The organism is Cellvibrio sp. QJXJ, from assembly GCF_024452345.1.
Lineage (GTDB): Bacteria > Pseudomonadota > Gammaproteobacteria > Pseudomonadales > Cellvibrionaceae > Cellvibrio.
On record NZ_CP101662.1, the window covers coordinates 642835 to 667381 of the forward strand.

A 24547-nucleotide genomic window follows, 5' to 3' on the forward strand; every position below is an offset into this window, starting at 1 on the left:
GTGCGAGCAATAACCGGTATGAGCGAAAAGATGTTATCTGCGAAAAAAACCAAAGAAATATTATCTACTGCTTCACAAGCGTTACGTAAAGCTAAGGAAAAACTAGAAAAAATCGAAAACCAACGCAATGAACCTATTGCAGTAATAGGTATGTCGGGTCGGTTCCCTGGTGGCGGCACACAAGATGATTTTTGGCAATTGCTCAAGGAGGGGCGCAGTGCCATTTCTGAGATTCCTGAATTTCGCTGGAATGCAGAGCAGGGATTTGATAGTACTGGTACGCAGGAGAATGTTTCTTACAGTAAATGGGGCGGTTTTATAGAGGGCGTGGATGAGTTCGATCCCCTCTTTTTTAATTTGTCGCCGGCTGAAGCTGCGACTATGGATCCCCAACAAAGAATATTTTTGCAAGAGGCATGGCATACATTTGAGGATGCCGGATATCAACCAGCAGACCTCGCCGGAAGTAAATGTGGTGTTTATGTTGGTGTAATGAATAAAGACTATCAAGTATTACTTGAGCAAGACAGTTCACGTGAACGTAAAGCCAGTGAACTTACTGGTAGCTCAAGCTCGATACTGGCTGCTCGTATTTCTTATCTTTTGGATCTTAAAGGACCGAACATGGCGGTAGACACTGCGTGTTCATCGTCCTTAGTGGCGATTTATCTGGCCTGTTGCAGTATTCGTTCTCAAGAATGTGACATGGCATTGGCCGGCGGTGTTACGCTGCATTTGGACCAAAGCCGTTATATATTGATGAGCCAATCTGGCATGCTGTCTCCGGAAGGAAAATGCAAAGCATTTGATAACCGTGCTGATGGCTTTGTTCCGGGCGAAGGTGTGGGGGCTATTTTATTAAAAAGCCTGAGTCAAGCAGAAAAAGACGGAGATTCTATATACGCTGTCATTAAAGGCTTTGGTGTGAATCAGGATGGAGCAAGCAATGGTATTACAGCTCCCAATGCATTATCCCAGGTTCAATTAATTAACGATGTTTACAAACAAGCAAAAGTTGATCCGGCTACCATTGGTTTTGTTGAGGCCCATGGAACAGGTACCCCGCTTGGAGACCCTATTGAAGTTGAGGCCCTTTCTACAGCGTTTCGAGGCAGTACAGATAAAAAACAATATTGTGCCATTGGTTCTGTGAAAAGCAATATTGGTCATGCCATTGCAGCGGCGGGCGTGGCGAGTATGACTAAAATACTGTTGGCTTTTAAAAATAATACGATTCCGCCTTCTGTACACTTTAACCAAGCTAACGAAAAAATTGACTTCCTTAATTCGCCATTCTACGTGAATACAGAAAGCCAACCTTGGGTGGCTGTGCCAGGAGAACCCCGCAGGGCGGCAATTAGTTCCTTTGGTTTTAGTGGTACTAATTGCCATCTGCTTCTGGAGGAATATCAATCAATTGATGAGCCTGCACATAACCTGGATACCACAGAGAAAAATTATTACACAGTGGTAGTTTCTGCTCGCGATGAAGAAAGATTGACGCAGTATGTGCAACGTCTTTCTGGCTATTTAAAGGATGCTGACGATGTATCGTTAAAGAACTTTGCGTATACCCTGCAAGTCGGCCGCAAACCTATGCCTCAACGAGCGGCATTTGTTGCGCGTGATAAAGACGCATTGATACGTGAGTTTGATGCGTTTATTAAGGGTGAAAACAAAAGCGAATTATGTTTTGTTGGTAGTGCAAAAAACCAGACAAAAAATAAACTTACAGAACAAGAAAAATCAATACTGACGGTGGTTAAGCCATGGAAAGATATAGAAATCGTAAAGACACAAGCCATGCTGTGGGCTGCTGGTGCAAAAGTTGATTGGAAAAAATTATACGTAGATGAACAAGTGCAGCCTAAGCGTATGAGTTTGCCGACTTACCCTTTTGCGCAACAGACCTTCTGGTTGGGAGATGTTAAAAAGAATGACTTAGCCCTTTCTGTGCAAGATCATTCCACAGTATTACGCCCATTGCTTCATAGAAATACTTCCACTCTATTGCAGCAAAGATACAGTACATTATTGCAGTCGGAGAAATTTTATTTGGCCGACCATCAATTGCATGATGATTTGGTATTGCCAGGTGTATGTCATCTTGAAATGGCTCGAACAGCGCTTTTCCACGCTTCGGAAGCGTTAAGCGATCAAGGTGTTGTAGAAATAAAAAATATCACATGGTTGCAGCCAATAATTGTCGGTAAGGAAAATGTGAGGTTGCATATTGCTCTCCTGCCTGAAGGGGAAGATATTGCCTACACCGTCTACAGCGAGGAGGGCAGCAATAGGTATTTCCATAGCGAAGGTGTGATGAGCTTATTGCCAGACGTTGATGCTCCTGTTATTGATCTTTCCGCATTAAAAAGCGAACTGTTGGTCAATGAATTATCTGTGTCAGACTGTTATGCGCAGTTTGCCTCGGTAGGTTTAAATTATGGTCCAGCGTTTAAAGGCATTGATCAATGTTACCTTGGTGATGGCCAATTACTTGCCCATCTCGCTATGCCACAAAGCGTAGCCAGTGACAGTACAGCTTACGGTTTACACCCAAGTATTTTGGATGCCGCGCTACAAGCATCCGTAGTATTAATATGGCAAGACGGTTGCCCACCAGAAGATAAAATGGTCCCGTCCATTCCGTTCTCTTTGGATAAAATCACCATTTATGAGAATTGTAATACTTCCTTGTGGGTAGTCGTGCGTTACAGCCAGGGCAGTAATGTGACATCTTCTGTTCGTCGTTTTGATATTGACCTGTGTGATGAAAATGGTGAAGTGCATGCCCGTTTAGAAGGATTTTCTACACGTAGAGTCAGTGCTGATAAATCCTTGTTAGAACGTAAGGTTGGTGGAAAAACTATTTATTCCCGTGAGGGTGAGGAACTTAATCCAACGGCAAGTAAATTCTCGGCGCTTGAATTAAATGACTCAACGGCGAAAGCAACTCTATCTGACTTTTCGATTCAGTATCTAAAGAGAGTTTTATCACGTTATGCTGAATTGCCTGTGGAGCAAATTAAAGCTGAGGCTGAGTTAGAGGAATACGGTATTGATTCTGTAATGGCGATTGGAATGACCAAAGAGCTGGAAAAAGATTTCGGTCGTTTATCTAAGACTCTTTTCTTTGAATATAGAACACTCGAAGAATTGAGTGGATATTTTCTCGAAGAATTCTCAGGTTCACTAGCGAATATTATTGGTTTTAATGCGAATATAAACGATAGCAAAAAAAATACCGCTGCCGCTGAACCGTTATATCAATCTACTACAGATGAACTTGTGGCCGAAAAATTGCCTTCAGCACGATTTATTACACAACGTCATATTGGGCCGGGGCAAACAGTGGATCATCGTTTAACGGACGATATTGCTATTGTCGGTGTGTCTGGTCGTTACCCTCAGGCGGATGATTTAATTACTTTTTGGAGAAATATTAAAAACGGTGTTGATTGCATCAGCGAAGTACCCAAAAATCGTTGGGACGCTGAACAATATTATGCCCCTGAAAAAGGAACCCCAGGAAAAATTTACACCAAGTGGGGTGGCTTTCTAGATGGCGTAGAAAATTTTGACGCTGGTTTTTTCAATATATCCCCTCTTGAAGCCAAAGGTATGGACCCTCAAGAGCGCTTATTTTTAGAGTGCGCATACAGCACAATTGAAGATGCGGGTTATACCAAAGATGTACTAAATGGTCAGGGGAAAGTCGGTGTGTTTGTGGGCATTTGGATGTCTGAATACCAACTGCACAGTAAGACTGATATGACTGCAGGTTATGGTCATGGGGTATTAAGTAGCTTGGCTTCCGTGCCTAATCGAGTGTCATTTGCTATGGGATTCTCAGGGCCAAGTATTGCCGTTGATACTATGTGTTCTTCCTCATTAACGGCTTTGCATTTAGCTTGCCAAAGCATTCGTCAAGGGGAGTGTAAGGCGGCCATTGTCGGGGGTGTGAATGTTAATATTCATCCCAATAAATATCACATACTTGCCCAGGGTCGATTCGCTTCAACGGATGGGTATTGTAAAAGTTTTGGTGAAGGTGGCGACGGGTATGTCCCGGCTGAGGGAGTAGGTGCGCTGTTAGTTAAGCCACTTTCAGAGGCGAAAAAAGCCAAAGATCATATTTACGGAATCGTTAAATCCACTGCGCTAAATCATGGTGGAAAAACCAATGGCTACAATGTGCCTAATCCCATTGCACAAGCAGATGTCATTCGTCAGGCCTTAAAAGATGCCAAAATTAATCCACGGACTCTCAGCTATGTGGAAGCACATGGTACAGGAACTGCGCTGGGTGATCCGATTGAAATTAACGGCTTAAACAGAGTGTTCAAAGAGTACACCAATGACAAACAGTTTTGTGCTATAGGCTCGGTGAAGTCGAATATAGGTCATTGTGAAAGTGCTGCGGGTCTTGCGGGGATAAGTAAAATCTTGCTACAAATGAAGCATCAAATGCTGGTGCCCTCGTTGCACTCGCATCAGTTAAACAAAAATATTGATTTTTCTGATTCGCCTTTTTCTGTTCAGCAAGCAGCAACAAAATGGTCACGCCCAGTCATTGAAGAGCAGGGTAAGAAAAAAGAATATCCACTGCGAGCCAGTGTTTCGTCTTTTGGAGCGGGAGGTTCAAATTCGTGTGCCATTATTGAGGAAGCTCCTACGCTTGATCATGGGCAAAACGCTGCCATCAATGAAGCGGATTTGCCTGTGGCGATTGTATTGTCTGCGCGCAATCAAGAACAATTGCAGATAAGAGCACAGCGGTTGCTAAGCGATCTTAATAATCTAGAGGTACAAGACGGCGAACTTAATTCACATTTAGTGAGCATTGCTTACACCTTGCAAGTTGGCCGTGAAGCCATGAGGGCAAGACTTGGTCTAATTGTTCACTCCATGTCTGAATTAAAAAATAGAATTCAGCAATTTCTCAATGGAGAAAAATCTGCAGAAGGTGTTTTCCTAGGGCAAAAACAAGATGTCCATAAAGCAGAGAGAGATGAAGACTATGAGCAATTAGTTAACAGTTGGTTGAGCAAGCGTAAATACAGTCGTTTATTAGATATTTGGGTATCTGGCTATAACGTAGATTGGGAAAAATGTTACCCGCAGCAAGCCATTGCACGCGTGAGTCTTTCCTCTTATCCGTTTGTTCGAGAACGTTATTGGATTAGTGACGAATGGGCAAAAGATGCTAAGTCAAGTGGTGTTAAGCAAGAGCAAAATTTACACCCATTAGTGCATCAAAATAGCTCAACGCTGTTTTCTGAACAGCGTTACAGCACACGGCTTAGTGCGGACGATTTTTATTTATCGGATCATAAAATTCAAGGTGAATCGGTTTTACCTGGTGTGGCTTATATTGAAATGGCCCGCGAAGCACTGTTGCGTGCAACAGAGTCTAAGTCGAGTGACATCTGTGTAGAAATACGTAATATTCTTTGGCGCCATCGCGCCGTTGTACGTGACGAGCCACTGGATATACATATCGGTTTATTTCCTGAAGAAAATCAGGAAGTGAATCTGCTGGTATACAGTGAGGCGGGTGATGAAAAAACAGTGTTTAGCCAATGTTTGGCTAAACTTTTACCTGCAACGACTGCACCTATGATTGATCTGGATGAGATACGAAGCGGTGTATCGGATAGTCCATTGTCTGCTGCTCAGATCTATAAACATTTCCATGCAATTGGCCATAATTTTGGGCCTGCTTTTCAAGGTTTAAATGCACTGTATACGCGGGATGATGAAGTCTTAGCGCGTTTAAAGCTGCCTGAGCCTGCACAATCTACTCTCAACGATTTTGTATTACACCCAACAATGCTTGAGTCGGCGCTCCACTCCACTGTGCTGATGTTTTGGGATTTGGAAAATCCCCTTAATAGTGAGCGTGAACCCTCAATTCCATTAAGTATGGATCGTGTGACTGTTTATGGCGGTTGCTGTGAGGTTATGTGGGTGTGGGCACGTTATGCACCAGGTACAACAGCTGAATCCAAGATCAAAAAATTCGATTTGGCATTGTGTGATGAAGACGGCAATATGTGTGTTCGAATTGAAGGCTTTGCTGTACGTCAGATTAAAGTCGACGACAAGCAACAAACACCCACGCTTCATTTTGAATCCGCGCAGAGCGAGTCAAGAAACAATTCACCTGTTAAAAAAAATGTTGTGACAAAAGACTTTTCTTCGCTTTCTTTAGTTGAGCAAGGGTGTGCTTTCTTAAAGCAAATGGTATCTGAAACTATTGAGATGCCTGTGGAAAATATGGAGTCCAAGGCGCAGCTAACCGAGTACGGCATTAATTCGGTCATGACTTTGGATATGACCAAAAAACTCGAAGCGGATTTTGGTTCACTTTCAACCACTCTATTTTTTGAATTTCAGACGATAGAAGAACTTGCGGAATTTTTTGCTGAACATCATACCGCCACCTTGCAAAAAGTAACCGTTCGCATGTGTGCCAGTGATGCACAAATGCACAGCACAAACACCCAAAGTGAGAATGCTCTAGCAAGTATTGAAAAAAATTCTCAGGGTTCAGACTTTGAAAAGTTTATTGTGCCTCGGGTGAAGCTTCGTTCTATCCCTATGGCAAATAGGCGAGAGCAAGATATTGCCATCATTGGATTATCTGGCCGTTACCCTCAAGCCGACAATATGAACGCATATTGGCAAAATTTCGTGGCTGGGAAAGATTGCATTACTGATATTCCTCGTGAGCGTTGGAATAGTGAAAGTTTCTTTGATGAGCGGAAAGGCGTCGCGGGAAAAAATTACTGCAAATGGGGTGGTTTTATTCAAGGTGTTGCGGATTTTGATCCACGCTTTTTCAGCATTTCACCGGTTGAAGCAGAATATCTAGACCCGCAAGAGCGTATTTTCCTCCAATGTGCCTATAGCACATTGGAGGACGCCGGTTACACCAAAGATTCCATCTGTGCTTCTAGATCGGTAGGGGTTTTTGTTGGGGCATGGATGTCTGAGTACCAGCTCTATGGTAAAACGGATATGTCCCAGGGCGAAAGCTACGGCTTGCATGGTTCTACAGGTACTATCGCAAATAGAGTGTCATACACATTGGGTTTCCGTGGTCCGAGTATTGCCACGGATACCATGTGCTCCTCTTCCTTGACCTCTTTGCACTTGGCATGCCAAAGCCTTCGTCAGGGTGAGTGTAGTGCAGCGATTGTTGGTGGTGTGAATATATTAATTCACCCTAATAAGTACCACGTACTTGCGCAGGAACAGTTTTTAGCAAGTAACGGGCGCTGCATCAGTTTTGGTGAAGGTGGCGACGGCTATGTGCCGGGAGAGGGTGTTGGTGCTGTGCTGCTTAAGCCACTGCATAAGGCGATAAGTGATAACGATCATATTTATGGTGTCATTAAAGGCTCTGCTGTCAATCACGGAGGAAAAGCAAACGGCTTTACCGTGCCTCATCCACAGGCGCAAGCGGCTGTAATCAGCCGAGCCTTATCCGATGCGGATGTTGACCCGCGTACACTAAGCTATGTGGAAGCTCATGGTACCGGTACCCCCTTGGGTGATCCGATTGAAATTGCCGGATTAACGCGTGCCTTTGGACAATATACTAAAGATACACAGTACTGTGCTATTGGTTCAGTTAAGTCGAATATTGGTCACTGTGAAAGTGCGGCAGGTATTGCGGGAGTGAGTAAAGTGCTTCTGCAAATGAAGCATCGCAAGTTGGTGCCGTCGCTGCATTCTGAGCAGTTAAACCGCAACATTGATTTTTCCCGCACGCCGTTTGTGGTACAGCAATCTTTGGCAGATTGGCCCCGCCCAGTGATAGAGCACGGTGTTGAACGAAAAGAATACCCACGTCGAGCCACTGTTTCGTCGTTTGGTGCTGGCGGCTCAAATGCCTGTGTGGTGTTAGAAGAGTACGTGGCACCTGCTCGTGAAACTGTGTCATCAAGAGACCTTCTCAATTCTGTCGCCATCGTTTTGTCTGCGCGTACAGAAGCTGCGCTAAAGCAGAGAGTTGAGCGTTTACTAGCAGATGTACAGGAGCTGGTTGCCAACCAAGAGAGTGGCAATGACACTCTGGTACGCATAGCTTACACACTGCAAACCGGGCGTGAAGCAATGCGAGAACGTTTAGGCTTTGTGGTGAATTCGGTGGTCCAGCTACAAGAAAAGCTCACACACTACCTACAAGGCCATACTCTGGATAATCTTTATCAAGGGAAAGTTGTTAGAGGTGATGGGCCTGCTTTAACCCAAGCAGGGAACCATGAAGTAGGCACATGGTTGGAGCAGAAAAACTACCGCAGCTTATTGTCCGCTTGGGTGACAGGCCAAATTATCGCGTGGGAAGGGCTCTATGGTTCAGTGCCGGTTAAGCGAATCAGCTTGTCAGCTTATCCCTTTGCTAAAGAACGTTATTGGGTGCCCGAGATCATTGAGCAGTTTTCTCCACATAATCAGGGCGACCATAGCCCTGGTAATGTTCCTATCGTCAGTAGTGGGGACCAACTCCACCCCCTGCTACACAGAAATACTTCGCGATTTGACCTTCAACGTTTCAGCACTGTGTTGAGAAGGGATGAGTTCTATTTATCCGACCATCAGCTCAAGGGTGCATGTGTATTGCCCGGTGTAGCGTATTTAGAAATGGCCCGCGCAGCGGTGTTGCAGTCCTCGGGCATGGAGGCCGATGAAGCGGTAGTGCTACTCAGCAATATCACTTGGTTAAGGCCGGCTGTGGTAGGTGACCAACCGCTTGTCATGCACATTGATTTAACCCCTCAATTAAACCAACAAGGTGGCGATTCCATTGGGCTGAGCATATACAGCGGCAGTCTTGATCGTCCAAATGATGAGGATAAGGGAGGTAAACATATTTACAGCCAAGGGATTGCCCAGCTTTTACCGGTGATGGAAGCCCCGCAAGTGGATGTTCAATCATTACAACAATCGCTAGCACAAAGCACACTGACTGTGCCTGAATATTACGATTGCTTTAAAAGCATTGGCTTGGAATATGGTTCGGCCTTCCGAGGTGTGGAAGCCCTATATACAGATGGCTCGCAAGTGTTAGCCAGGGTGAGGCTTCCACAGAGTGTTGCTGCAAGTGGCAATGACTTTTATTTACACCCAAGTGTGATGGATGCAGCCTTACAGGCTACTGCCCTGCTGATATGGCAGGATGAATCGCCCTCGGAAGGTATTCCTTTTGCTTTGGAAAGCGCCGAGATTTATGGTGCGTGCCGTGGTTTAGCGTGGGCGTGGGCGCGTTATAGCCCTGGTAGTAGTGCAGATGCCAAAGTGCAAAAATTTGATATTGACCTGTGTGACGATACAGGCCGGGTTGCGGTTCGTTTGCAAGGGTTCTCGGCTCGTCGCTTAACAAGCAGCCCTGCAACCCAAACCCTATTGGTAATCCCCCAGTGGCGAGATGCCGAAGCTTCACAGGGTGGGGCCACTGAGTTTGCCAAGCATTTAGTGTATGCGGTTGAGAGTGTCTCCACCACGGAACTTGCAGCAGTGCTTCCTGATGCTGAGTATCGTCAGGTGGGTAGTGCACAAGCGATCTCTGCGACAGGTTACCAACGCTTGGCTGCTGAGTTGTACGATGAGTTACAACAGCTCATAAGCAGTCGCTTAACCAAGCCTGTTTTACTGCAAGTGGTTGTACCACCCAGTGCCGCCGGCGAGTCGCTGTATGGTGGTATTGCAGGTTTACTGAAAACAGCTCAGGGGGAAAATCCAAAGCTGACCTGTCAGGCGATTACCTGGACGGCATCCCACAGCGGTAAGTCATTACCCGAGGTGTTGCTCGAAAACCGCAGCCAGCCAGATGCAGATGAAATCCGTTACGTCGATGGCCAGCGCCAAGTCAGTCGATGGCACGTACTAGAGGTTCGTCAAGTGCCCAGTCACCCTTGGCGGGACCATGGCGTCTACCTGTTGACGGGAGGCGTTGGCGGTTTAGGGCTGATTTTTGCGCAAGATATTGTGGCTCATACTCAGCAAGCAACCTTGATTCTCACTGGGCGTTCGGTCTTGAGTGAAGAGCAGGAAGTACACTTATCCAAATTACGTGAGCGTGGTGCACAGGTTGTGTACGAGCGTGTGGATGTGACTGAGCCAGAATCTGTGAAAGGCTTGATGACAACCGTAGTACAACGTTATGGAGGGCTTCATGGCATCTTGCACGGTGCAGGTGTAATCCGTGATAGCTATATACGGAATAAAAATCTGAGCGACGTGGATGTAGTATTAGGGCCTAAGGTGTGTGGTTTGGAGTACTTGGATACATCAAGCCAAGCGCAGGAATTAGATTTCTTGGTGGCATTTTCGTCAATTGCTGGTGCATTGGGCAACCCAGGTCAAGGGGACTATGCTGCAGGCAACAGTTTTATGGATCACTACATGATCCAGCGTCGCGAGTGGGTTAAACAAGGGAATCGCCACGGGAAAAGTGTGTCGATTAACTGGCCGCTGTGGCGCTCAGGGGGCATGCAATTAGATAAGAACACCGAAAGTCATATGATGAAAAGTACTGGTCTTTCGATTCTGGAAAGCCGTGCGGGTATTGAAGCGTTTTATCAAGTGATGGCAGCTTCGGATGAGCGCAATGGCCCTTCTCAGTGTTTGGTGTTGCATGGCAACCCGACGAAAATGAGAGAAGTGTTGTTAAAGCAAACACCTGAGGAACAGAAAGTCCGTCAAGTAGTCACCCGGATTAAGTCAGAGAAGCAAGCTGAGGTAGCTGTGTCGGCCATAAAAGTGCCGTCAACTGAGACGGCTATCGATGTAGTCATCCTCGCGCGCCAAGTTGAATCCCTGTTAACTATCCGAATTGCTGAGCAGCTGAAACTGCCGAAAGAGGAAATTGAGGCAGATATTGAATGGAATGAGTTGGGCTATGAATCGGTTCGACTAACCGAGTTTGCCGAGGGAGTTAGTAATGACTTTGGTATTGAATTAGTACCTACGCTATTTTTTGAATACCCAACACTATCTTCATTTGTCGGGTATTTGGTGGAAGAGCACAAAAGTAATTTGGAACGTTACTTTGGTGGTGCAAGGCAAACCCAAAAAGTGGACGTCCAAATAACGGAGACAAAAAGTACCGCCGTAGCTGAAGAAAAAATTTCTTCAACGACATTATTGCGTCAGCTTGAGGTGATGTTGACGTCACGCATTTCAAACCAATTGAAAATCCCAACCGAAGATATTGAGGGAGATATGGAATGGAGTGAGTTGGGGTATGAATCGGTTCGTTTAACGGAGTTTGCCGAAAGCCTCAATGATGACCTTGATATCGAATTGGTGCCAACACTGTTTTTCGAGCACCTCACTTTATCGGCATTGTCTGAGTATCTCGTTGAAGAATATCCGAGCAACTTACAGCGGTACTTCAACTCGAGTAGTAAGGCAATATATCTCCTTACTGAGGGAAATCCTTCATCCGTTGCAAGCGCTTTATCCATTCCAACTCCGTCAGTAGCACAGCAAACGCCTGAGTTCGGCGCAACTGCTGCGCAAAGCTCAGTAGTGAAACCTATCAGCGTTAGCCGCCGTGACAATGAACCTGTTGCGGTGATAGGCATAAGTGGTTGTTTCCCAATGGCTGAAGACGTTGACACTTTCTGGGATAACCTTGTTGACGGCAGAGATTGTATCCGTGAAATTCCTAAAGCCCGTTGGGATTGGCGAGAGATTTATGGTGACCCCACCACTGAAGAAAACAAAACCCATAGCAAATGGGGCGGGTTTATCGATGGAATTGATAAATTTGACCCACTCTTTTTCGGTATTTCTCCGCGGGAAGCTGAGCTTATGGATCCCCAACAGCGTTTATTGATGATGCATGCTTGGAAGAGTATTGAAGACGCTGGCTACTCGCCAAGTGGGCTGGCCGAGTCGGATACCTGTGTATTTTTCGGGACAACCATTAGTGGCTATAGAGACCTTGTTGATCAAGCAGGTATTGCACCCGAACAACATAGTGCAACGGGGGTGATAGCTTCTGTTGGTCCTAATCGTGTGAGTTATTTACTGAACCTTCATGGTGCCAGCCAGCTGATTGATACCGCATGTTCCAGCTCGCTCGTTGCAGTGCACCGTGGGGTACTTGAATTAAGAAGTGGCCGTAGCCAGCTCGCCATTGTCGGTGGTGTGAATACTATCGTTACGCCAACGGAGCATATTAGTTTTAGTAAAGCCGGGATGCTGTCCAAAACCGGTCGCTGTAAAACTTTTTCTGATAAAGCGGACGGTTATGTGCGCGGTGAAGGGGTTGGTGTTTTTACTCTTAAATTATTGAGTGATGCTGAGAGAGATGGTGATTCAATTTATGGGGTTATCCTTGGTACTGCTGAAAATCATGGTGGAAAAGCGGCTTCGCTAACTGCGCCGAATGTAAATGCACAAAAAGCACTGCTTAAAAATGTGTACAACCAAGCCAAAATAGATCCACGTACAGTTACTTATATTGAGGCACACGGAACGGGAACTGAACTGGGGGATCCAGTAGAATTTAATGGTTTAAAAAGTGCGTTTGCCGAGCTCTATGCACAGCACCCTGAAGCAACAGTGAGTGACCCTCGTTGTGCGTTAGGTTCATTAAAAACGAATATTGGCCATCTTGAATTAGCTGCAGGTGCAGCAGGTTTAATGAAAGTGTTAATGCAGTTTAAATACAAAAAGCTTGCTAAAACATTACATTGCGATCAAATAAATCCTTACATCAATCTTAAGGGCAGCCCATTTTATATTCTGCAAGATGGGCAAGAGTGGGAAGCCTTGCATGACCAGACCGGGAATATCATTCCACGACGTGCGGGAATAAGCTCTTTTGGTTTTGGTGGGGTTAATGCGCATATTGTGCTTGAAGAATATTGCAAAACGCCCCAGCACTTAGATCGCATTGTTGCAGATAGACCACCTGTATTGATAACTCTGTCTGCAAAAAACTCTCAGAGATTACTAGACAGTGTGAAAAATCTTATACGTTTACTGGAAGAGGAAAATACATGGGGCGATGCTGACCTGGCTAATATTGCCTATACCCTGCAAGTTGGACGAGCCAGTATGGAAGAGCGCTTTGCTTGCATTGTGACGTCTTTATCTGAGCTTAAAGAAAAACTGGCTCTTTGTCTTACCGATAACACTACTGATGTACGTACTTTTCGCAGCAATTCAAAAAGCGGTAAGGATATATTTTCTAGTCTCAGCATGGACAAGCATTTTGGAATTCTGATTGAAAACTGGATGTTAGAAAAAAACTATGACCAATTAGCGAGTATGTGGGTGAAAGGACTTAATATTCCGTGGCTAAATTTATATAGAAATAATGCAGGACAACACTCTCTGCAACGTGTACATCTCCCTACTTACCCGTTTGCTAAAGAAAGCTATTGGCCTGGAGGTTATTTAGATGAAGAGCCTGCACCTGAAAAGATTTTTGAGGAGCAAGTAGTTGAAGGGCAACAAAACTTTCAAGCGACGCAGGAATTTCCGGAAACATCCACGCCAGTTAAACGAAAGGTAATAATGGAAGAACGTGATGTCTCAGGGATTATCAATAGTCTTTTAAATGATGATATTAGTGTTGATGAGGCCGTTAGGAAAACCTCAGTTTTACCATTTAAAGTTTATGGGGAAAAGAGTAGCGTATGAATATTTTAGAGTATATTTATAGTGAAATAAAAGAAAGGAAGCTTTCTTCAGTACAAGCGAAAAGTTTGATCGAAGAATATATTGCGCTACAAAAAACACCCGCTAAACAAAGGTTGAGTCCGTTAGTGCATGTCAATAACTCAACGGCGAACCAGCTGATATTTACATCTGAATTTAGTGGCCATGAATTTTTTTTTGAAGATCATCAACTCTTGGGTACCAAAGTCCTTCCTGGGGTTGCGCACTTGGAAATGGCCAGAGTTGCCGCCGAGACAGCTTTAAACCGACGTGGGCAGTGTGAATTTCATAATGTAACTTGGGTGAGTCCTATTGGGATATATGACACAACAATCTCAATAAAAATTGCCGTTTATCCTCAGGGAGATTCTGAGGCGGAATTCGAAATATTCGGTATAGATAGAGAAGGGGATAACGTACTGTTTAGTGAAGGGCGCATATCTATTACGGATAATAAAGATCTTAAACAAATAAATGTGTCTGAGCTCAATACAGTGTGTTTTGAAGAAAACGCTCGTGATATTTATGCGTTGTTTCAACAGGCTGGTTTGGAGTATGGTCCTAGTCACCAAGGTGTCAAAAAAATAAGAAAAGGTACAGATAAAAATGGGCATAGACAGGTTTTAGCTGAACTGGAATTGGCGGAAACCCTGAAAGATTCACTTGCTGATTACGTTCTGCATCCTGGTCTAATGGACAGTGCGTTACAGGCCGCCATAGGCTTGTATTTAAATGAAGAATTTTTTTCTTTGGCTATTCCTTATGCACTGAATAAAGTGCGTGTTTATCAGGCTCTGCCTGCTAAAGTTTTAGTTTGGGTAAGGTTTAGTACAGACCACTCCGACATGGCTAGTCTGGATACACTGGATATTTCCTTAATGGATACTTCCGGAAAAGTCTGTGTGGAGCTGGAAGGGCTTCTTGCGCGTAAATTTAATGTTGACGTTTTTTCACGACCTTCGCAACAAATTGTAAAAGAAAGTCACCATTCATTGTTTGAGGCTGAGCCTGTATTTTTCCAAGCGCGTTGGGAAGCTCAGGAGCCGAATAAAGAGTTAAAAGATAATTTCTTCTCGCAACATCATGTATTACTGCTGGGTGAATTCACTGAAAAAGCATTGGCTGGACTTCAAGGCGAATTTTCATCAAGCCACGTGATACAACTAAACAGTGACCGTTCATGTTTAAGTGAGCGCTATAGTAATATTGCTACAACAATGGAGAATTATATTGCGCTGTTAATACGGGGTGCTACGTCTGAGCGTTTGCATATACAAATGGTGATTAATGCCAATACCAGTCTCGCTAGTCGTGGACTGGAAGGATATGAAAGCCATCAAGCAACTAACTTTGCTAACACCTGCTATACCGGCTTGTCTCGTTTGTTAAATACGCTTTCTCAAAAACATGTTGGTATTACTATCCAGTGTATAGAAATATACGACCGTATTAAAACTCAAACTCTAATTGAGCGCTTACGCCAGGATTTGGATAATGCATCGTTATCTACCTTGCGTTATCTAGGGGGTCAAAGGCAGGCGACTTGTTTACAAGCAGTGGCTGCTCCAGTGCTGCCGGCCAGTAATACAATATGGAATCAACAGGGAATTTACATACTGTTTGGTTCAATGACGCCTGTAGAAATCGCCCTTGCTAAAGCCATTTCTGAAAAAGTGAATGATCCCGTCATTATCTTCGTTGGGCAAGCACCACTTTCGGCTGAGCAAGGCGCGCGGTTGGAAGAGCTTTCCCAAAGTAATGCGACAATGGAATACCATTGTATTAATTTTGGTGATCCTCAGGCATTGATGCAATTGGTGGCTGAAATAGAAAAGCGGCGAGGCTCTGTAAATGGAGTCTTTTATTGCGAGGATGAGCGGCAGAATTTATCCAGCAATAACTCATCACTCTCATTACCGGTGAGTGTGATTAACGTGGATAGTGCAACGCAGAATCAAAAGCTCGATTTTTTTGTCTGCCTTGCTATTGCGTCATTTAACGAAACAGCTCCTGTAATGATGAGCGGTTTTGCGGATGCCTATATGGACTATAGAAATACCTTGGTGTCTTCCTCCGTTCGCGCTGGCTCATCCTTATCGGTGTATTTGGTGCAACCGACAGACGATGAACAGTTTGTGAACGATCGTGCGGTAGCGCAAATATTGGCATTCCTCGATACCGGTGTTAAGGGGAGACTTATGGGTATGTACAAGTCGCTCGAAAAAAATAATAACGCCAATAAAGATACAGAAAAATACGCAGAAAAATTAACTGGACAAAACATTCCAACTGTTCGTTCTAATAAAGAGCTGCCTCAGGGCGATGCTTTCGAGCTGGCTGTGTATAAATATTTTGTTCATCAATTTTCCAGCATGTTGAAGCTGCCTGCAGAACGTATTGATATTACTGCCCCCATGGAAGACTATGGTTTTGACTCCATGATGGTCAGTAAATTAACCAATATCCTGGAGGAGAAATTTGGCTCATTATCTAAAGCGCTATTTTTTGAGGTGCGTACCATTCAGGAAGTCGCCGATCACTTTATTCAAAATTATTCCGGTATTCTACAAGGCTTGGTGCAAACAGACTCAAGTGATAGCAAGGCGGTTATTTTTGAGAATACAAGTACGTCAATTATTAATCATGAAACATACACGGAAACAAGCGTACTCTCTGAGAACGAAATTAAAACGCAAACTACCCGTAACAAACGGGCCCCTCGTGATGCCCGTATGGTTCGACATCATATTTCGACGCAGGCACAAAACTCTGACATCGCGATTATTGGTTTAAGCGGCCGTTACGCCTCCAGTGATTCATTAGGAGAGCTTTGGAGCAAGCTCGTCGACGGCGCTGATTGCATTTCTGAAATTCCCAAACAGCGCTGGGACAACAGCAAATTCTTTGACGGCAAAAAGGGAGCAGAAGGAAAAACCTATAGTAAATGGGGAGGCTTTATTTCTGGTGTGGACGAGTTTGATGCAAAATTCTTTAATGTATCACCTGTCGATGCCATGTTTATTGACCCTCAAGAACGGCTATTTTTACAGTGTGTGTATGAGACCATCGAAGATGCAGGATATACCCGAGAGAACCTACTCCATAACGTATTGGCGATCAATAATGTCGGCGTATTCGTCGGTGTGATGTATTCCGAGTACCAATTATTCGGTGCCCAAGCTCAAGCTCTGGGACAAGGTATGGTTTTACCAGGCAATCCAGCCTCGATTGCTAATCGCATTTCCTATTATTACAACTTCCATGGACCAAGCATGGCTGTTGATACCATGTGTTCATCGTCATTAACAGCGATTCACTTGGCTTGTGAAAATATCAATAAAGGTTTATGCGAGGTAGCAATTGCTGGAGGAGTGAATGTTTCCATTCATCCCAACAAATATTTGTTGTTATCTCAGGGGCAATTTACTGCAAGTAACGGGCGCTGTGTGAGCTTTGGTGAAGGTGGCGACGGCTATGTGCCGGGAGAGGGTGTTGGTGCTGTGCTGCTTAAGCCACTGCATAAGGCGATAAGTGATAACGATCATATTTATGGTGTCATTAAAGGCTCTGCTGTCAATCACGGAGGTAAAACCAATGGTTATACTGTTCCTAACCCCCTGGCCCAAGCGGCAGTGATCGAAAACGCTTTATCCGATGCGGATGTTGACCCGCGTACACTAAGCTATGTGGAAGCTCATGGTACCGGTACCCCCTTGGGTGATCCGATTGAAATTGCCGGATTAACGCGTGCCTTTGGACAATATACTAAAGATACACAGTACTGTGCTATTGGTTCAGTTAAGTCGAATATTGGTCACTGTGAAAGTGCGGCAGGTATTGCGGGAGTGAGTAAAGTGCTTCTGCAAATGAAGCATCGCAAGTTGGTGCCGTCGCTGCATTCTGAGCAGTTAAACCGCAACATTGATTTTTCCCGCACGCCGTTTGTGGTACAGCAATCTTTGGCAGATTGGCCCCGCCCAGTGATAGAGCACGGTGTTGAACGAAAAGAATACCCACGTCGAGCCACTGTTTCGTCGTTTGGTGCTGGCGGCTCAAATGCCTGTGTGGTGTTAGAAGAGTACGTGGCACCTGCTCGTGAAACTGTGTCATCAAGAGACCTTCTCAATTCTGTCGCCATCGTTTTGTCTGCGCGTACAGAAGCTGCGCTAAAGCAGAGAGTTGAGCGTTTACTAGCAGATGTACAGGAGCTGGTTGCCAACCAAGAGAGTGGCAATGACACTCTGGTACGCATAGCTTACACACTGCAAACCGGGCGTGAAGCAATGCGAGAACGTTTAGGCTTTGTGGTGAATTCGGTGGTCCAGCTACAAGAAAAGCTCACACACTACCTACAAGGCCATACTCTGGATAATCTTTATCAAGGGAAAGTTGTTAGAGGTGATGGGCCTGCTTTAACCCAAGCAGGGAACCATGAAGTAGGCACATGGTTGGAGCAGAAAAACTACCGCAGCTTATTGTCCGCTTGGGTGACAGGCCAAATTATCGCGTGGGAAGGGCTCTATGGTTCAGTGCCGGTTAAGCGAATCAGCTTGTCAGCTTATCCCTTTGCTAAAGAACGTTATTGGGCTCCTGATAGCATAGAGAAGGCAGGATCGTACAACGCTCGTCATGAACAACTCCACCCCCTGCTACACAGAAATACTTCGCGATTTGACCTTCAACGTTTCAGCACTGTGTTGAGAAGGGATGAGTTCTATTTATCCGACCATCAGCTCAAGGGTGCATGTGTATTGCCCGGTGTAGCGTATTTAGAAATGGCCCGCGCAGCGGTGTTGCAGTCCTCGGGCATGGAGGCCGATGAAGCGGTAGTGCTACTCAGCAATATCACTTGGTTAAGGCCGGCTGTGGTAGGTGACCAACCGCTTGTCATGCACATTGATTTAACCCCTCAATTAAACCAACAAGGTGGCGATTCCATTGGGCTGAGCATATACAGCGGCAGTCTTGATCGTCCAAATGATGAGGATAAGGGAGGTAAACATATTTACAGCCAAGGGATTGCCCAGCTTTTACCGGTGATGGAAGCCCCGCAAGTGGATGTTCAATCATTACAACAATCGCTAGCACAAAGCACACTGACTGTGCCTGAATATTACGATTGCTTTAAAAGCATTGGCTTGGAATATGGTTCGGCCTTCCGAGGTGTGGAAGCCCTATATACAGATGGCTCGCAAGTGTTAGCCAGGGTGAGGCTTCCACAGAGTGTTGCTGCAAGTGGCAATGACTTTTATTTACACCCAAGTGTGATGGATGCAGCCTTACAGGCTACTGCCCTGCTGATATGGCAGGATGAATCGCCCTCGGAAGGTATTCCTTTTGCTTTGGAAAGCGCCGAGATTTATGGTGCGTGCCGTGGTTTAGCGTGGGCGTGGGCGCGTTATAGCCCTGGTAGTAGTGCAGATGCCAAAGTGCAAAAATTTGATATTGACCTGTGTGACGATACAGGCCGGGTTGCGGTTCGTTTGCAAGGGTTCTCGGCTCGTCGCTTAACAAGCAGCCCTGCAACCCAAACCCTATTGGTAATCCCCCAGTGGCGAGATGCCGAAGCTTCACAGGGTGGGGCCACTGAGTTTGCCAAGCATTTAGTGTATGCGGTTGAGAGTGTCTCCACCACGGAACTTGCAGCAGTGCTTCCTGATGCTGAGTATCGTCAGGTGGGTAGTGCACAAGCGATCTCTGCGACAGGTTACCAACGCTTGGCTGCTGAGTTGTACGATGAGTTACAACAGCTCATAAGCAGTCGCTTAACCAAGCCTGTTTTACTGCAAGTGGTTGTACCACCCAGTGCCGCCGGCGAGTCGCTGTATGGTGGTATTGCAGGTTTACTGAAAACAGCTCAGGGGGAAAATCCAAAGCTGACCTGTCAGGCGATTACCTGGACGGCATCCCACAGCGGTAAGTCATTACCCGAGGTGTTGCTCGAAAACCGCAGCCAGCCAGATGCAGATGAAATCCGTTACGTCGATGGCCAGCGCCAAGTCAGTCGATGGCACGTACTAGAGGTTCGTCAAGTGCCCAGTCACCCTTGGCGGGACCATGGCGTCTACCTGTTGACGGGAGGCGTTGGCGGTTTAGGGCTGATTTTTGCGCAAGATATTGTGGCTCATACTCAGCAAGCAACCTTGATTCTCACTGGGCGTTCGGTCTTGAGTGAAGAGCAGGAAGTACACTTATCCAAATTACGTGAGCGTGGTGCACAGGTTGTGTACGAGCGTGTGGATGTGACTGAGCCAGAATCTGTGAAAGGCTTGATGACAACCGTAGTACAACGTTATGGAGGGCTTCATGGCATCTTGCACGGTGCAGGTGTAATCCGTGATAGCTATATACGGAATAAAAATCTGAGCGACGTGGATGTAGTATTAGGGCCTAAGGTGTGTGGTTTGGAGTACTTGGATACATCAAGCCAAGCGCAGGAATTAGATTTCTTGGTGGCATTTTCGTCAATTGCTGGTGCATTGGGCAACCCAGGTCAAGGGGACTATGCTGCAGGCAACAGTTTTATGGATCACTACATGATCCAGCGTCGCGAGTGGGTTAAACAAGGGAATCGCCACGGGAAAAGTGTGTCGATTAACTGGCCGCTGTGGCGCTCAGGGGGCATGCAATTAGATAAGAACACCGAAAGTCATATGATGAAAAGTACTGGTCTTTCGATTCTGGAAAGCCGTGCGGGTATTGAAGCGTTTTATCAAGTGATGGCAGCTTCGGATGAGCGCAATGGCCCTTCTCAGTGTTTGGTGTTGCATGGCAACCCGACGAAAATGAGAGAAGTGTTGTTAAAGCAAACACCTGAGGAACAGAAAGTCCGTCAAGTAGTCACCCGGATTAAGTCAGAGAAGCAAGCTGAGGTAGCTGTGTCGGCCATAAAAGTGCCGTCAACTGAGACGGCTATCGATGTAGTCATCCTCGCGCGCCAAGTTGAATCCCTGTTAACTATCCGAATTGCTGAGCAGCTGAAACTGCCGAAAGAGGAAATTGAGGCAGATATTGAATGGAATGAGTTGGGCTATGAATCGGTTCGACTAACCGAGTTTGCCGAGGGAGTTAGTAATGACTTTGGTATTGAATTAGTACCTACGCTATTTTTTGAATACCCAACACTATCTTCATTTGTCGGGTATTTGGTGGAAGAGCACAAAAGTAATTTGGAACGTTACTTTGGTGGTAGAGCATCAGCAAAAGTAGAGAATACAAAACGTGCGACTGCAAAAACAGAAGTCGCGATTCAACATGCACCAGTGGCATCACGAAAAAGTGGCGACATGCCGAAACCACTTTCAATACTCAGTCGAAATCCAATAACTGTTGCAAGCTCTCCAATTAGTCCGAGGCTGAATGAGCCCGTTGCTATTGTTGGAATTAGCGGTTGTTTTCCTATGGCTGCAGATGTTGATGCATTTTGGGATAACCTTTTTGCAGGCAGGGATTGTATTCGTGAAATACCCAAAGCGCGTTGGGATTGGGAAGCTGTACATGGTGATCCCGCCACCGAAGACAATAAAACCAATTGTAAGTGGGGTGGATTCATTGAGGGGGTTGATCAATTTGACCCGCTATTTTTCGGTATTTCTCCAAGGGAAGCCGAGCTAATGGATCCTCAGCAGCGTTTATTGATGATGCATGTGTGGCGATGTGTTGAAGATGCGGGATATGCCCCTTCCAGTTTGTCGGGCTCGAAAATCGCGATCTTGGTTGGTACTTCTGTAAGTGGTTATAACGACTTAGTCACCCGAGCAGGCACGCCAATTACCGTCTCCACAGCCATGAGTATGTCACCGTCTATTGGTCCCAATAGAATGAGCTACTTCCTGAACTTGCACGGCCCAAGTGAGCCTATAGAAACTGCGTGTTCTAGTGCTTTGGTGGCTATTCACCGGGGCGTAAAAATGGTGCAATCCGGCGAGGCGGAAGCAGCTATTGTGGGTGGAGTGAATACACTCGTGACACCGGGTGGTCACATTGGTTTCAGTAAAGCCGGTATGCTCTCACCAAACGGTCGTTGCAAAACGTTTTCGGATCAAGCAGACGGTTATGTAAGAGGGGAGGGCGTAGGAATGTTTATGCTCAAACCACTTCATGCCGCTGAAGCAAATGGCGATCATATTTATGGTGTAGTACGCGGCAGCGCTGAAAATCATGGTGGCCGTGCGACTTCCTTGACTGCGCCTAATACAAAAGCCCAGGCTGCACTTTTAGTTGATGCTTATACTCAAGCTGGAATTGACCCCAGCACGGTAACCTATATTGAGGCCCACGGTACTGGAACAGCGTTAGGTGACCCAGTTGAAATCAATGGTTTGAAAAATGCGTTTTCCAGTCTTTTAAGCGACAACGTGAGTTCATCCAAAGAACCGCAGCGTTGCGGACTTGGTTCAGTGAAAACTAATATTGGACACCTAGAGCTTGCCGCCGGTGCTGCAGGTTTAATGAAAGTATTAATGCAGCTCAAACATAAAACATTGGTACGCAACTTACATTCAGAAGCCATCAATCCTTACATTAAGCTTGAAGACAGCCCGTTTTACGTAGTACAGCAAAACCAGCCTTGGCAGGCGATGTTGGATAGACAGGGTAAAGAGATTCCTCGCAGAGCTGGTGTCAGCTCATTTGGTTATGGAGGGGTAAATGCTCATGTGGTGGTGGAGGAATATGTACCATCATCTTTTGCAAGGGTAATATCTGAATCTAGCGCATTGCCGCAGGCACTTATTGTGCTGTCTGCAAAAAATCAAAAGCAATTACGTGTACAAATAAGCAATTTACTTGCGGCGATACATAGTGGCAGGTACAACAATGTAAATATGGCCGACATTGCCTATACCTTGCAAGTGGGTAGAGATGCAATGGATGAACGTATTGGGTTTGTTGCAGAAAGTCTTGGTGAAATGGAATCGACCCTATGTGCCTTATTAGATAATCCCTCTTCTGGCAGCCTTCCTAATGGTGTGAATGTTTTCTCTGGTAACGCGAAGCAAAATAAAAATATTTTATCCGCATTTGAAAATGACGAAGAGCTGCAAGGTATTTTTAAGCAGTGGATAAAGCGCGGGGAATATACTCGCTTGTTAGATCTTTGGACCCAAGGCCTTAACGTTGAGTGGACCCACTTATATAGCGAAGGCCAAAGGCGCCGCCGCGTAAAACTTCCGACCTACGCCTTTGATTTACAGTCTTATTGGCCGTCTACTCAAAAAAAACCAGCACAAACCATTGCTTCGACAACTGCTGCTGGGGCTAATCCAGAGCAGAAAGAGGAGAGTGAAGAAAAGGTAGAGATAGCAGTTGATAATAAGATGGATACTGCAAAACAATTGCCTGTAATAAAACCTCTCTTGCATCGTGATATTTCCACGGCATTTAAAACGAGTTTTACGAGTGAATTTTCCGGCGAAGAATTTTTCCTCAATGATTATCAGCTACAAGGACACAAAATTTTACCTAGCGTGTGTTATCTGGAAATTGTTTGTGAATCCCTTCAGCAAGGGTTTGGTGAAAGTTATGAAGACTTGGTTGATACAACTTATTGGCATATTCGTTTAACGGATAATGCGTGGTTGCAGTCCTTGGATGTCGATAGGCCACAACAAATTACCACCCATTTGTTGCCGCACAAAGATCAGAGTATTCACTGTATAGTCTTTGGTTTAGATGAAAATGACGATGAACACATATATTTTCGTGGTAAAGCTGAGTTGATTAAGAGCTCCAATGTAACTCATGTAAATGTTGGTGATTTGCTAGACGACTGTGATACGGAATCATTAGGCACAAGTGATGTTTACAGGTACTTTAGCTCTATTGGTTTGGAATATGGTTCTGGGTTGCAATCAATTGAAGGCCTTTATCATGGGTTGGATGGTGTGAATCAACCTTATTGTATTGCCAAGGTCTGTCTACCTAAAGCAGTGCATAACCAGTGGCGACAATTTAGTGTGCATCCAAGCTTATTTGATAGTGCACTACAAATATCATTAAGGCTGCAGGGAATAAACGAAATTGGCGAACGTGAATCTCTTTTGCCCTTATCTCTGGATGCTCTTGATGTATATGCGCGCTGCACAGAAAATATGTGGGTGTGGGCTCGCTATAGTGATGAGAGTTACGATCGTCAGAGTGAGAGTAAATTCAATATAAGTTTGATGGACGAAAAAGGTATTGTGTGTGCAGTCTTGTCCGGATTGACCTATAAAAAGGTTGCCGCTATTGCAGCGATAGATCTTAATAAAAAAGAAGATGAGGTCGAAAATGTTGAAGTTGAAGAGATTTTGGTTACCGAAGGAAATTTCTTTGACGGTGGCGAGCCTAAAAAAGACTCGATTGTGGTCAAGGATATCCATGATTTTTCAAGTGATGAATTGGCGAAAGCGGTTCAAGGGGTCTTGATTAGTATGGCTTCGGTACAGCTAAAAATACCTGAAGATGATATTGATGCCGATTTGGAATTGAGTGAATACGGCTTCGACTCAATTAGTTTCAATGAGTTTAGTCAGAAAATATGCTCCACATTTGATATTGACTTGTCGCCAACGATATTTTTAGAGTATCCCGATCTGGAGGCGTTTGGTGCGTTTCTAGTGCGTGAATATAATGCGGAAGTGAAAAGCATCTTGAAGCGTAAGTTTAAAAATGGGCACGGGGGTAAGCAACATAATCAGGGGTATCCTACCTTTAGTTAGCAAATAGGATAATTTGGCCACAAAGTAGCAGCAGGGTGTGTAATACAAAGATGCTTTGTTGATGATGAGTGGCTATCCCTCCTTGGCTATTAATTGTATTGCAGTTATAGAGATGCAGGTTTTTAGTCGCATTGGGGTTGTGCTATTCGTTTTGTGTAGAA

General features: G+C 45.2%; 2 protein-coding genes. Both read left to right on the plus strand.

From position 1 onward, the window contains the following. The first annotated feature begins 18 nt into the window (after nucleotides 1-18). Entirely contained in the window at nucleotides 19-13668 is a 13650-nt protein-coding gene (locus NNX04_RS02850; RefSeq protein WP_261947434.1) for an SDR family NAD(P)-dependent oxidoreductase, read from the plus strand. Continuing rightward, on the plus strand, nucleotides 13665-24386 hold the full coding sequence (locus tag NNX04_RS02855) for an SDR family NAD(P)-dependent oxidoreductase (RefSeq protein ID WP_261947435.1): 10722 nt from the start codon (nucleotides 13665-13667) through the stop codon (nucleotides 24384-24386). Before NNX04_RS02850 ends, NNX04_RS02855 begins: the two co-directional genes overlap by 4 nt. The last annotated feature ends 161 nt before the right edge of the window (nucleotides 24387-24547 follow it).